We start from the raw sequence: 13,139 nt of genomic DNA on the forward strand, positions 1-13,139 counted from the left end.
GAATGACCCGGACTCACCGTCCGGCAACGCCGATACAGCCGACAAAGACACACTGCGGGCCGCTGCCCAGCGCGACACCCGCAGTCCGGGGCAGCGCAACCATGATGCGTTCACACGGTTGATGGAGATGGCGGTGGGGCAGGGCAAGCTCGGCCGTCATCGGGGGTTGCCGGCCCAGGTGATCGTGACGATGACGTTGGCTGAGTTGGAGGCCGAAGCCGGGTTGGCGACCACGGCGTCGGGTGGGGTGGTGTCGGTCAAGGATGCGTTGAAGCTCGCGGGTGTGAGCCGCAAGTTTTTGGCGTTACTCGACGACAAGCATCGCCCGCTGCATCTGGGGCGGGAAGAACGGTTGGCGACCGCTGATCAGCGACTGGCGTTGATCGCTGCCGAACGGGGTTGTTCACGGCCGGGCTGTGATGCACCGGCCACCGAATGCGCGGTGCACCACATACGGGAGTATTCCAAGGGTGGTCGCACCGACATCACGGTGCTGACGTTGGTGTGCGATCCCGATCACGCGCAGATTCATGATGGTGAGACCGGGTGGATCACCGAGATGATTCGGGAAGGTACCGGTCCGCCGGGCTGGCACGGCCGGATCGGGTGGCGTCAACGCGGGACGTTGGATCCGCTGCTGCCCAACAACACTCATTTCCCGGAGAAATACTTCACCAATCCGGACATGTGGAACCCTGACAGCAGGGCCGATGCCGAGTGGTTCCAGCAACGCGCCCGCACCGCCACCGAAGCCAAGGCAGCAACGGCAGCCGAGTCAGCAGACGCTGCGGTCTACGCCATCGACTTCGGCTGGAAGAGAGCCACATACAACGCCGCCTGATAAACCTGCCCCGACCAACTGTCGTTGATCGGGGCAGGTCGCAGGCTTGCGGTTGTTCGCCAATTGCGTCGGTCGCCTACTACTTCGTCTTACGGTCACGCTTCTCGCGCACTCGGACGTTCACGCGGACCGGCGAACCGTCGAAGTTGAAGGCCTCGCGCAGTTTTCGCTCCAGGAAGCGGCGGTAGCCGGCCTCGAGGAAGCCCGTGGTGAAGAAGACAAACGTCGGTGGTCGAGTAGCTGCCTGGGTCGCGAACATCACGCGCGGCAGGCGTCCACCACGCATCGGTGGCGGGGTTTCGGCGATGACGTCCTTGAGCCAGCTGTTGAGCTGACCCGTCGACACCCGCTTGTCCCACGACGCCAACGACGTATCCAGTGCGGGCACAAGCTTTGCCACTGACCGACCGGTGTGCGCCGAGATATTGACCGTACGTGCCCACGGCACCCGCGACAGGTCGCGGTCGATTTCTTTGGCCAACTGAAGCCGTCGATCCTCATCGACGAGGTCCCACTTGTTGAACGCAATCACCAGAGCGCGGCCGGCCTCGATGATCATCGTCAGGACGCGCTGGTCCTGTTCGGTGATCGGTTCCGACGCGTCGATCAGCAGCACCGCAACCTCTGCGGCCTCGATGGCCGACCGAGTGCGCAGCGAAGCGTAGAACTCATGGCCACTGGACTGCGAGACCTTCTTACGCAGACCCGCGGTGTCGACGAAGTTCCACACCCGTCCACCGAGTTCGACGAGTTCGTCGACCGGATCGACGGTGGTGCCGGCAACGTTGTCGACCACGGCGCGGTCTTCACCGGTGAGCTTGTTCATCAGCGAGCTCTTGCCCACATTGGGCTTGCCCACCAACGCAACTCGACGCGGGCCACTCAGCAGGGTGGATTCACGCGGCGTTTCGGGTAGCGCTTCGAGGATGCGGTCGAGCAGATCACCGGTACCGCGGCCGTGGGCGGCGGAAACCGTGAAGGGCTCCCCCAGACCCAGCGACCACAACGCGGCGGCTTCCGACTCCAACCGCTCGTCGTCAACCTTGTTGGCAGCCAACAAGACCGGGGTCTTCGAGCGGCGCAACACCTTGGCGACGGCTTCATCGGTGGCCGTCGCTCCCACCGTGGTGTCGACAACCAACACGATTGCGTCGGCAGTCTTCATCGCGATCTCGGCCTGGCGGGCCACGGACTGCTGCAGACCCTTGGCGTCAGGTTCCCAACCGCCGGTGTCCTGCACCATGAATCGACGCCCGGCCCACGATGCCTCATACGACACCCGGTCACGGGTGACACCGGGGATGTCCTCGACCACCGCTTCGCGGCGACCCAGAATGCGGTTCACCAGCGAAGACTTGCCCACGTTCGGGCGTCCGACAATGGCCACGACAGGCACGGCCAAAGGCGCACCATCGACCCCGAGGTCGGTGAGCTCGGCGAGCTCGAAGTCGGATTCATCCGACCAGATTCCGTCGGACGAAATTGCCGCCCCGTCAAAGTTGTCACTCATGCCTCTACCCCAATCCGGTTACGCGCCAACTCGACCAGCTTGGCGATCACCTCTTCGATGCCCAGGTCGGTCGTATCGACCTGTACCGCATCATCGGCCGGTCGCAAGGGCGACGTCGACCGTGTCGAATCCAGATGGTCACGTCGGATCACGTCCGCGAGCACCGTCTGGTAATCACTGTCCATACCGGCGGCGATGTTCTGTTCATGCCGCCGCTGTGCGCGAGCCTCCGGAGTCGCGGTCAGGTACACCTTGAGCGCGGCATCGGGGAACACAACGGTCCCGATGTCGCGGCCCTCGAGTACATGAAGTCCGGACTGCGCCTGATCACGCTGAGCCTGCACCAGACGAGCACGTACGGCGGGCACAGCCGACACGGCCGACACCGCCCGCGTGACCTCGTCGCGACGAATCTCGTCGGTGACGTCTTCCTCGTCCATCAACACAACCTGCTTCTCGGCATCGTTGGTGACGGAGATACGCACGCCTGCTGTGGCTTTGTCGACTGCGTCCGGATCGTCGGTTGCCACACCTGCCCGCAGCGCGCACAGGGTCGCAACCCGGTACATGGCTCCGGTGTCGATGTAGTTGGCGCCCAACTCGGTGGCCACGCGGCGCGACACACTCGATTTACCGGTTCCGGCCGGACCATCGATGGCGATCACACCAGGGGTGGTCACATTCCCACCGCCTTGTAGAGCGCGCCGACCTCATCGTTGCCCATGACCCGCAACGTGCCCGGACGCTGCTCACCGACGTTGACCGCGCCGATGTCGGTGCGTACCAATCGAATAACCGGGTAACCGGTTTCGGCGAGGAGTCGTCGGACGATGCGCTTACGCCCTTCGTGGAGGGTCAGACGCAGCAGCGAGATGCCCTGGTTGACGTCCAGCAACGCGAACTTGTCGACCTTGGCCGGGCCGTCATCGAGTTCGATGCCATCGCGAAGGGTGCGACCGAGGCTCCGATGGACCTCGCCACGCACGGTCACCATGTAGGTCTTCGGGACCTCGAACGAAGGGTGCATCAGGCGATGTGCCAGCTCGCCGTCGTTGGTCAGCAGGATCAAGCCCTCCGTGTCGGCGTCGAGACGTCCGACGTGGAACAGTCGCTGCCCGGACATGACCCTTTCGGCGACCAGGTCACCGATGCAAGGACGGCCGAACTCGTCGGACATCGTCGACTGCCAACCCTTCGGCTTGTTCAGCGCGAGGTACTGATGCTCCTCGTTGATGACCACGCGGAGGCCGTCAACACGGACCACCGCGGTCTCCGGATTGATGCGCAGACCCTGCTCGAGCACGATCTCACCGTCAACCTCAACCCGGCCTGCAGCGATCAGTTCCTCTGCGCCGCGCCGCGAAGCGACACCGGCCTGAGCCAGCACCTTCTGCAGACGCAATCCGCCCTCGACGTACGTCGCCCCGTCATTCGTGGCGTCGAACGGATTCTGGTCACGAGCCGGCTTGGCGTTGTTCAGACGAACCTGACCGCTCTTGACATCGGGTGCCGAGCGCGGCCCGCGTTCCGGATTGAAACCCTTCCGGTGAGTCTTCTTGAAACGCGCCTCAGCTGCGCCCTTGGTCGGCTTTCCTGAAGCGGGTTTTCCGGCAGCCGTGTGTCCACCAGCCGGTTTTCCGGCAGCGGGTTTCGCCGAACGGTCCCCGGTGGGTCGACCACGATGTTCACCGGTCGGCCGGGCGCCACGCTCGTGGGAAGGATTGCTGCGACGGTCGTCGGACGAATGTTCACGACGATCTCCGGAAGGCCGGCCCCCGCGCTCACCGCTGGGGCGTCCACCGCGATCTCCGGTCGGCCGGCCACCACGTTCACCGCTGGGGCGTCCACCGCGATCTCCGGTCGGCCGGCCACCGCGCTCACCGCTGGGGCGTCCACCGCGATCTCCGGTCGGCCTACCTCCGCGATCTCCGGTCGGCCTACCTCCGCGATCTCCGGTCGGCCTACCTCCGCGATCTCCGGTCGGCCTGCCTCCGCGATCTGAGCGGGGTTTTGCGTCACGGTCGTCGAACGAGTATCCGTCCTCACGCGGTGAACGCCTATTTCCTTTGTTCTTGTCTCTGTCCGGTCTGCCGTCTCGGCTAGCGGGTGCCATTCTCTATCCCTAATTCCCGTTGAATTGATCGACCCGCAGCACGCGGATCAGTCGTCGTCAACGGTGATGTTGTTGGTTTTGTTCTTCAAGTCTGACGGGTTACCTGCCAGTTTGGCGAATCGCGGGTCGCTGTGCAGCTCGTCTCCAAGGGCGTCGATGACGTCCACATCGGGGAGCAACGGCGCGAGATCCGGTAGCTCGCCCAAAGAAGCCAACCCCAGACGTTCCAAAAATAGTTCCGTCGTGCCGTACGTCACTGCACCCGAATCGGGATCTGTCCCGACTTCCGCGATCAACCCGCGAGCGAGCAAGGTGCGCACCACACCGTCCACGTTGACCCCACGCACGGCACTCACCCGTGACCGGCTGACCGGTTGCCGGTAAGCCACCACGGCCAGGGTTTCGAGCGCGGCTCTGGTCAGCTTGGTCCGCGCGCCGTCGAGTAGCAGCCGCTCGACGTACGGCGCATATTCATTGCGGGTGTAGAGCCGCCAGCCGTCGCCGGCATACCGAAGGTCCATGCCGCTGCCACGGTCGGTCAGTTCATTCGACATCTGCCGCAACATCGCCTCGACCCGCGACGATGTCTCCTCCAGCACGGACGCCAACTGTTCGGTGGCGGCCGGCGTATCGGTGACGAGCAACATCGCCTCGAGTGCCGCCCGGAGTTCATCGTCGGCGAGAAGGTCTTCCACCGGCAGATCGGCGTCTGATGCGTCCCCGACGGCGTCGTCCTCGGCGAGAGCATCCGCCCGCACGTCGGTCACGTCGTCGGTCACGTCGTCATTCGCCTCGTTGTCAGTACCTGGAGTCTGCGTCACCTCAGGTGTCGGTGTCCCATCAGCGCTCGTCTCGTCAGCACTGTTGTCGCCAGCACTGTTCTCGCCAGCACTGTTCTCGTCAGCACTGTTCTCGCCAGCACTCATATCCTCAGTGCCATTCTCATCAGCCATAGTCTTCGCCCTTCTCGACAATCACCTGAGCGTCTTGGAGTTCGCCGGTCCAGCTCACCAGCAGCGAACCGAGGGCTTCGGGCTGTTCGAAGGCAACGGCGCGTTCGCGGTACAACTCCAGGAGCGCAAGGAACCGCGCGACCACCTCGAGGCCGCTGTCGCATTCGACAACCAGGTCGGTGAAGCTGACCCAGGAGCCGGCGCCGGCGTTGCGCAGGATCTCCCCCACCCGCAATGCGTGCTGGGGAACCGACACCTTCTCGATGTGGAGATGCCCGAGTCCGACCTTGGGAACCGGTTTGGGAGTCATCGCCGACACCGCCACCTCGGCGAACACCGCCGGACTCACGCCGATGGTCACCTCCGGCAACAGCGACTCGAAGCGCGGTTCCAACGACACCCCGCGTGGATACCGTTGCAGCGCAGCAGCTTCCAACTCAGCGAAGAGCATCGCGACCTGCTTGTAGGCCCGATATTGGAGCAGACGCGCAAACAGCAGGTCGCGCGCTTCGAGCAGTGCCAGATCCTCGTCGTTCTCCACTTCACCCGAGGGCAACAGCCGGGCGGCCTTGAGGTCGAGCAATGTCGCGGCGACCACCAGGAACTCAGTGGTCTGATCTAGTTCCATCTCGGCACCGAGCTCTTTGGTGTACGCGATGAAGTCGTCGGTGACCTCGTGCAACGCCACCTCGGTGACGTCGAGCCGATGCTGGCCGATGAGATTGAGGAGCAGATCGAACGGACCCTCGAAGTTGGTCAGCTTGACCTGGAACCGCGATTTCCCGACAACCTCGGGTTCCGGCGGGGACGTCGGCGACTGCGGCTCGGACATCTAGCGCGTGCGGTAGATGACTTCGCGAGCCAGCGCCCGATATGCCCTGGCGCCGCCCGATTTCGGTGCCCATGAGGTGATCGGTTCACCCGCGACGCTTGTCTCCGGGAACCGCACTGTACGGCTGATGACGGTGTCGTAGACCTTGTCACCGAAGACCTCGACCACTCGCTGCATCACCTCGCGGGAATGCAGGGTACGGGCGTCGAACATCGTCACGAGGATCCCGCCGAGCGTCAGCCGCGGGTTGAGCCGGTCGCGGACCTTGTCGATGGTGTCGTTGAGCAACGCCAGGCCGCGCAGGCTGAAGTACTCGCACTCCATCGGGATCACCACGGTATCGGCACAGGCGAGCGCGTTGACGGTGAGCAAGCCCAGGGACGGCTGGCAGTCGATGAGGACGTAGTCGTAGCGGTCGAGCAGCGGATGCAGCGCGCGTCCGAGCGTGTGCTCACGGCCCACCTCGTTGACCAGCTGGATCTCCGCGGCGGACAGGTCGATGTTGGACGGCAACAGATCCATGCCGTCCACTCGCGTCCGCATCAGGACCTCGTCGGCGGAGACCTGCGGCGGAACCAGCAAGTTGTGGACGGTGAGGTCGAGCTCGTGGTGCGGCACTCCCAGGCCCGCAGACAGCGCACCCTGGGGGTCGAGATCGACCAGGAGGACCCGCCGACCGCATTCGGCCAGCGCCGCACCCAGGTTGATGGTCGACGTGGTCTTGCCCACGCCACCCTTTTGATTGCAGACAGCGACCACCGTGGCCGGACCATGCCGATCGAGCGGCATCGGTTCGGGGACCGGACGCAGCTCACGACCTGTCGGCCCGAGCTCTCCGGGTGCGCTGGGCTTTTCGCGGTCGAATTCCTCGGTGCCGCGGTGCGGCGTCGAGAGCATCAACTGATTCGCATCACGCCCGCGCCCATATTCAGGTGGCTGCGGCGTTGTCACACCCCGAGCCTAGTGGGTCGGCACCCTGCCGCTGCGGAGGCTCACCGCTACGCGGGTCCGCACCTGCCCTTTTGGGCCCACCGCGCTTCACCGTGATGCACGGACTCGCTTTGGTCACCGAGCCCGTGGATGCGCGAGCGCATACACCTCGCGCATCGTTCCGACGGTCACCAGTGTGTACACCTGCGTGGTCGTCACGGATGCATGGCCGAGTAACTCCTGCACCACACGGACATCCGCGCCACCGTCGAGCAGATGGGTCGCAAAGCTGTGCCGCAACGTGTGCGGCGAGACCGCCTTGTCGAGTCCGGCCCGCTCGGATGCGTCGACCAACACCTGCCAGGCGCTCTGGCGGCTGAGACGGCCGCCTCGGGTGTTGAGGAACAGCGCCGGATTGAACTTGGAGACGAGCGCGGGCCGGCCGCGGACCAGGTAGGAGTCGAGGGCGGCGATCGCCGGCCGCCCCACCGGGACGATCCGCTCTTTTCCGCCCTTGCCCCGCAACACCACAGATCGGGAATCGGTGTCGATGTCGTCGATGTCGAGCGTGACGGCTTCCGAGATGCGGGCCCCGCAGCTGTACAGCAATTCGAGCAGTGCCCGGTTCCGCAACGACCTCGGGTCGTCCGCGGCGTCCTCGCCCCCGCTGGCGGTGAGAATCGCGAGTACCTCGTCGACCGGCAGACTCTTCGGGAGTCGCCTGGGCGGCTTGGGCGGCGCCACACCGTGTGCGACGTCGGTCTGCACTATCCCCTCGGCCGCGGCGAACTTGTGAAAACCTCTCGTGGCCACCAGGGTTCGCGCGATGGAGCTGTCGGCCAGCGGGGGTTTGTCGTTGTCGGCGTCACCGCGGCGCAGCGCCACCAGGAACTCGCGGATGTCCGCTTCGGTGACCTCGGCCAGTGCATCTATCCCGCGGGACGCCAGGTAGTCCTGGTAGCGGCGCAGATCGCGGGCATAGGACTGCAAAGTGTTGCGCGCCGAACCTCGTTCGACCTCGAGGTGGTCCAGGTAGACCTGCACCTGGTCTTCGAGCGTCATGAGGTTCGGCGCGTGTTCATGATCGGGCGGCTCGACGTTCGGCGAATGCGACGGGCCGGTCGGTCCACGGAGAATCGACCTCGCGCAGTGGAACCGCCTGCGCTCGTGAGGCACCCAGCGCCAGAATCCCGGCCACCGCCGTCGCGTTGACGATCTCGCCGGCGAGGACCTTCTGCACCGCGTCACCGAGAGACACCCAGTGCAATGTCATGTCGGCTTCTTCGTCTTCCGGATCCGGTTGTGGCACTTCGGTTATCTCGGTGGCGAGATAGACCCGCAGCGCCTCGTCGGTGAATCCGGGTGAGACATCGACGTCCACCAGCACCTGCCACCGCTGCGCGGCCAGTCCGGTTTCCTCGAGCAGCTCACGGCGGGCCGCGTCAACCGGGGTCTCGTCCGGTGCCCCGTCCAGGAGGCCGGCAGGCAGTTCGAGCAGTCGCCGGCCGATCGGATGGCGGTACTGCAGCACCAGCGCGACCTCGTCCCGGTCGTTGACGGCCACCACCGCCACGGCGCCGTGGTGTTCGACCACCTCGCGTTTGGCGGAACCGCCGCCGGGCATCGCGACCTCGTCGACGCGGAGCGCCAGAATCGCCCCGTCGTACCGAACGTCGGTTCCGAGCGTCCGGAACTCATGACGCTCGCTCAAATGCCGGCCTTTTTGGCGCCTGCCTCGGCAGCGGTTACGTCGAGCGCCTGATCCAGATCGGGATCGGCCTCGTCGTCGCCATGGACGTTCACCGGCAGCCGCTCGGCCATCTTGTACCGCAGCGATGCGCGCACGAAGGCACTGAACAACGGGTGCGGACGCGTCGGCCGGCTCTTCAGTTCGGGGTGGGCCTGGGTGCCGACCAAGAACGGATGAACCTCACGCGGGTACTCGACGAACTCGACCAGGTGTCCGTCCGGTGAGGTGCCCGAGAACACCAGTCCGCTCTCGGCGATCTTGTCGCGATAGCTGTTGTTGACCTCGAAGCGATGGCGATGACGTTCTGAAACATCAACGGAGTTATAGGCATTGGCCACGACGGAGCCGCGCTCCAGCTTCGCCGGGTAGGCACCCAATCGCATGGTTCCGCCGAGATCGGCATCACCGGCGACGGCGTCTTCCTGATCGGCCATCGTCGAGATCACCGGGTACGGGGTATCGGGATCGAACTCGGTTGAACTCGCATCGGCGAGTCCGGCGACGCGCGCGGCCTCGATCACGATGCACTGCAGGCCCAGGCACAGTCCCAGCAGTGGGACCTTGTGGGTGCGCGCGTACCGGATTGCGCCGACCTTGCCCTCGATGCCGCGGATACCGAAACCACCGGGGATCAGGATGCCGTCGGCCTCGGCGAGCACGGCCTGGGCGCCGGCGTCCTCGGCACAGTCATCCGACTGCACCCACACCAGCTTCACGCGCGCCCGATGAGCGAAACCGCCGGCGCGGATGGCCTCGGTCACCGACAGGTACGCGTCAGGAAGCTCGACGTACTTACCGACGAGTGCGATCGTGACCTCTTCGCGCGGCTCGTGGACCCGCTTGAGGAGTTCGCCCCACACGGTCCAGTCGACGTCCCGGAACGGCAGCCCCAGCTTGCGGACCACATAGGCGTCGAGCTGTTCGGCGTGCAGCACCTTGGGGATGTCGTAGATCGACGGGGCGTCCGGTGTCGAGATGACACCTTCGACGTCGACGTCACACATGAGTGCGATCTTGTTCTTCAAACCGTCCGGCACATCGCGGTCGCAACGCAGGATCAGCGCATCGGGCTGGATACCGATGCTGCGGAGCGCGGCGACCGAGTGCTGGGTGGGCTTGGTCTTGAGTTCACCCGACGGCGCGAGATACGGAACCAGCGACACGTGCAGGAAGAAGACGTTGTCGCGGCCAACGTCGTGGCGGATCTGACGCGCGGCCTCGATGAACGGCTGCGATTCGATGTCGCCGACCGTGCCCCCGATTTCGGTGATGACCACATCGGGGATCTCACCGTCGTCGTCGGCCTGGCTCATGGCCAGGATGCGGCTCTTGATCTCGTCGGTGATGTGCGGGATGACCTGCACCGTGTCGCCGAGGTATTCGCCACGACGTTCTTTGGCGATGACCGTCGAATACACCTGTCCCGTGGTCACATTCGCGAATCCCGACAGATCACGATCGAGGAAACGCTCGTAGTGGCCGACGTCCAGATCGGTCTCGGCGCCGTCTTCGGTGACAAACACCTCACCGTGCTGAAACGGGTTCATCGTTCCCGGATCGACGTTGAGGTAGGGATCGAGTTTTTGCATGGTGACGCGCAGACCGCGCGCCGTGAGCAACTGGCCGAGGCTGGAAGCCGTCAAACCTTTGCCGAGCGACGATGCAACGCCCCCGGTCACGAAGATGTGCTTTGTGCCTGACCGCACATGACGTAGTGGACGCAACGCTACTCCCGTTTCGGCGTGCGACGGAGCCGAACTCATCGTTCGACCCGCCGGTTGTAAGACCTGGCCGAACACAAAGCTCGACCTGTCAGTACTGCAGCAAGAAATCCTTGCCTACCTACGGGACTCCACGGTAACACCAATGGACAGAATTCTTGCTGTTGACACGACCCGGGGGGCCGTCAGCATCGAGCTCGATCAGCTCTCCGGGGCGATCGCCGTCGCACCCGGCCCGGTGCCGTAGGCACCGTTCTTGTTGCCGAGTTCGTCGGTCAGCGCCAGTACCGCGGTGATGCGGCCGGTGGTCTGGTCGACGTTGTCGACCGTGGACACCTGTGCGTTCAGCCCCGGATCAGCCCGGACCACCGCGATCGGTGACGAACCCTCCGCGGACCCCGTCCGGCCCACCAGGACGGTGCCGGCACCACGTTCGGAGTAGGCCGCGGCAAAACGGGACACCACCTGTCCACGCGCACCGGAATCATCGGCAAACTTGTTGCCCGTCACGATGATCGAGAGTTGCGCCGGGGCCACCGTTCCGCCTGTGGGCTGGATGAAGCCACCCTGCTCCAACGCGGCCAGCCCGGCTTCGGTGGCGGGGGCGTCGACCTGTGGCTCCGCATCCTCCGGCGACAGGTTGAGTAGCAACCCCAACAGGTCGCCGGCCCGACCGCCGGAGTCGGTCAACTCGGTGTTCAAGGTGCTGCCCGGCGGGATCGACTGGTCGACGATCGACCGCATCTTCTCCGCGTTCTGATCGTTCACGAAACTCTCCGTGAGTGCCAGCTGTCCACTGACGATCGCACCCGATTTGTTCAGGTTGTCCTTGACCGCAGCCACGTCACCCTCGTCGGCGCCCGGAGCAGTGATGATCAACACCGGACGATCGGTCAGGGAACCGGCCAGCAGACGGCCGGCGATTGCGGTGTCGAAGTTGTTGGCGGAGTTGACATTGTTGGTCAGCTGCTGATTCTCGTCGCGCAGTTCCTGCTCGCGGTTGTCCTGGGCGTCACTGGCTGATCCGAAGGTGTCAGCGACAAAACCGGATCCCAGCACCACCCCGACAGCGAGGGCGAGGAACACCGCGACCAGCGAAATAGCGTGCTGGCGAAGCGAAATCACAAAAATCTCATTCCAGGATAGTGAATCGGACCGGCCAGAGAACCCTCAGAGGCAAACGGGAGCCAAGTGGCAGCGGCAGCCCAGGGGTCACGGTGGCGATCATTCATTCCACATGCGCTCGACCCACTCGGTGAGGCGGTTCCACTGGTCGACAACCCAGTCGGTCACTTCGGAACCGCTGCTCGACATCATCACCGCGACGATGACGGCCACGAGTGCGGCCAGGATCAGCAGTGCGATGGCAGCTCCGGAAACCCGTGAACGGTACAGGGTCGCAACGGCTTTCGCATCGACGAGTTTGGCACCCACCTTGAGGCGGGTGAGGAAGGTCGACGGATTCGATTCTCGCAGACTGCGGTCGAAGAACTCGTCGATCGAGGCGGGGTGACCCACCGTGACGATGAGTGCGGCGTCGTGGTGATCGACGAGCAACAGCGCGAGGTCGGCGGCGGATCCGGCGGCCGGGAACGTCATCGCGCCGATCCCGAGGTCCTGGATCCGCTCGAGTCCCGGGGCGTGGCCATCGGGGTCGGCGGGCAGGACAACCTGGGCGCCGGACTTCAGCGTGGCGGCCTTCATCCCTTCGGGATCACCGACAACGAGGTCGGGCCGGTAGCCCATCGCCATCAGGGTGTCGGCGCCGCCATCAACACCGACCATGATCGGCTGGTATTCCTTGATGAACGGCTTGAGGCGCTTGAGGTCGGCGGCGTGATCGGGTCCGTCGGCGACGACCACCACGTGGCGGCCTTCGATGCGCACGTCCACATCCGGAACACCGACACCGTCGATCAGCAACGGAGACTCACTGCGGATGAACTCGATCGTGTTGCCCGAGAATGCCTCGAGGTGATCGACCAGACCGGTCTTCGCGTCGATCATCAGATCTGCGATCTCACGCTCGCCGAGTTCGGTGCCCTTGGCAAGCCGGCGCTCACCGGTGTAGAGACCACCTTCGTCGACGCGGATCTTGGCGCCGTCCTTGATCCGCTGGAAGACCTCGACACCCACGTCGTCGATCAGGGTGATGCCCGAGGCCGCGAGCAGTTCAGGGCCGAGGTTGGGGAAGCGACCGGAAATGGATGTCGAAGCGTTCACGACGGCCAGCACATCAGCAGCGACGAGTGCGTCGGCTGTGATGCGGTCCAGGTCGACCTCGTCGAGGATCACGATGTCCCCGGGGCCCACTCTGGACAGCAGTCGTTTGGTGTTCTTGTCGATCCTGGCGATACCGCTGATCCCAGGCAGAGTTTCGGTTGTGCGTGATAGCAGGGCAGGCATCCTCATGCGGGAAACACTGAACCACAACTCGATAGTTTTGTCGGAGGCGCGCCGTAACACACGCCTCTTTTGTCACACGAGTA

General features: G+C 64.6%; 12 protein-coding genes. 1 reads left to right on the forward strand and 11 read right to left on the reverse strand.

Annotated features, from left to right (window positions below; all coding sequences use genetic code 11):
- Positions 1 to 841: HNH endonuclease signature motif containing protein (locus tag VIQ49_RS05285; protein WP_331881635.1), on the forward strand; the 841-nt coding region annotated here is incomplete at its 5' end.
- Between the two features lie 79 nt (positions 842 to 920).
- Here the strand turns inward: VIQ49_RS05285 and der are convergent.
- The 11 genes from der to steA form a co-directional block, all read right to left on the reverse strand.
- Positions 921 to 2,351, reverse strand: a complete 1,431-nt coding sequence (gene der, locus VIQ49_RS05290) for a ribosome biogenesis GTPase Der (RefSeq protein ID WP_331881637.1) — start codon at positions 2,349 to 2,351, stop codon at positions 921 to 923.
- Positions 2,348 to 3,016, reverse strand: a complete 669-nt coding sequence (gene cmk / locus VIQ49_RS05295; RefSeq protein ID WP_331881694.1) for a (d)CMP kinase — start codon at positions 3,014 to 3,016, stop codon at positions 2,348 to 2,350. Before cmk ends, der begins: the two co-directional genes overlap by 4 nt.
- An 11-nt stretch (positions 3,017 to 3,027) precedes the next feature.
- Positions 3,028 to 4,464, reverse strand: a complete 1,437-nt coding sequence (locus VIQ49_RS05300; protein WP_331881640.1) for a pseudouridine synthase — start codon at positions 4,462 to 4,464, stop codon at positions 3,028 to 3,030.
- Between the two features lie 47 nt (positions 4,465 to 4,511).
- A complete protein-coding gene (gene scpB, locus VIQ49_RS05305; protein WP_331881643.1) occupies positions 4,512 to 5,390 on the reverse strand; it encodes an SMC-Scp complex subunit ScpB in 879 nt (292 codons plus the stop codon).
- Positions 5,391 to 5,409: 19 nt separating this feature from the next.
- Positions 5,410 to 6,249: a segregation and condensation protein A gene (locus VIQ49_RS05310; protein ID WP_331881646.1), complete on the reverse strand. Its 840-nt coding sequence runs from the start codon at positions 6,247 to 6,249 to the stop codon at positions 5,410 to 5,412.
- Positions 6,250 to 7,146, reverse strand: a complete 897-nt coding sequence (locus VIQ49_RS05315; RefSeq protein WP_331881696.1) for a ParA family protein — start codon at positions 7,144 to 7,146, stop codon at positions 6,250 to 6,252.
- 168 nt (positions 7,147 to 7,314) lie between these two features.
- On the reverse strand, positions 7,315 to 8,241 hold the full coding sequence (xerD, locus tag VIQ49_RS05320; protein ID WP_331881648.1) for a site-specific tyrosine recombinase XerD: 927 nt from the start codon (positions 8,239 to 8,241) through the stop codon (positions 7,315 to 7,317).
- A gap of 16 nt (positions 8,242 to 8,257) precedes the next feature.
- The gene (locus VIQ49_RS05325; protein WP_331881649.1) at positions 8,258 to 8,890 is read right to left on the reverse strand and encodes an NUDIX hydrolase; all 633 of its coding nucleotides are present in this window, start codon (positions 8,888 to 8,890) and stop codon (positions 8,258 to 8,260) included.
- The gene (locus VIQ49_RS05330; RefSeq protein ID WP_331881698.1) at positions 8,887 to 10,653 is read right to left on the reverse strand and encodes a CTP synthase; all 1,767 of its coding nucleotides are present in this window, start codon (positions 10,651 to 10,653) and stop codon (positions 8,887 to 8,889) included. The genes VIQ49_RS05325 and VIQ49_RS05330 overlap by 4 nt, the downstream gene beginning before the upstream one ends.
- Positions 10,654 to 10,851: 198 nt before the next feature.
- Positions 10,852 to 11,775, reverse strand: a complete 924-nt coding sequence (locus VIQ49_RS05335; protein WP_331881652.1) for a copper transporter — start codon at positions 11,773 to 11,775, stop codon at positions 10,852 to 10,854.
- A 99-nt stretch (positions 11,776 to 11,874) separates the two neighbouring features.
- On the reverse strand, positions 11,875 to 13,062 hold the full coding sequence (gene steA / locus VIQ49_RS05340) for a putative cytokinetic ring protein SteA (protein ID WP_414731578.1): 1,188 nt from the start codon (positions 13,060 to 13,062) through the stop codon (positions 11,875 to 11,877).
- Positions 13,063 to 13,139: the final 77 nt, after the last annotated feature.

This window comes from Williamsia sp., from assembly GCF_036566845.1.
GTDB lineage: Bacteria > Actinomycetota > Actinomycetes > Mycobacteriales > Mycobacteriaceae > Williamsia.

Coding starts and splice junctions, on each gene's coding strand:
- der (WP_331881637.1), bottom strand. CDS start 2,351: ATGAGTGACAACTTTGACGGGGCGGCAATTTCGTCCGACGGAATCTGG.
- VIQ49_RS05300 (WP_331881640.1), bottom strand. CDS start 4,464: ATGGCACCCGCTAGCCGAGACGGCAGACCGGACAGAGACAAGAACAAA.
- scpB (WP_331881643.1), bottom strand. CDS start 5,390: ATGAGTGCTGGCGAGAACAGTGCTGACGAGAACAGTGCTGGCGAGAAC.
- VIQ49_RS05310 (WP_331881646.1), bottom strand. CDS start 6,249: ATGTCCGAGCCGCAGTCGCCGACGTCCCCGCCGGAACCCGAGGTTGTC.
- VIQ49_RS05315 (WP_331881696.1), bottom strand. CDS start 7,146: ATGCTCTCGACGCCGCACCGCGGCACCGAGGAATTCGACCGCGAAAAG.
- xerD (WP_331881648.1), bottom strand. CDS start 8,241: ATGACGCTCGAAGACCAGGTGCAGGTCTACCTGGACCACCTCGAGGTC.
- steA (WP_414731578.1), bottom strand. CDS start 13,062: ATGAGGATGCCTGCCCTGCTATCACGCACAACCGAAACTCTGCCTGGG.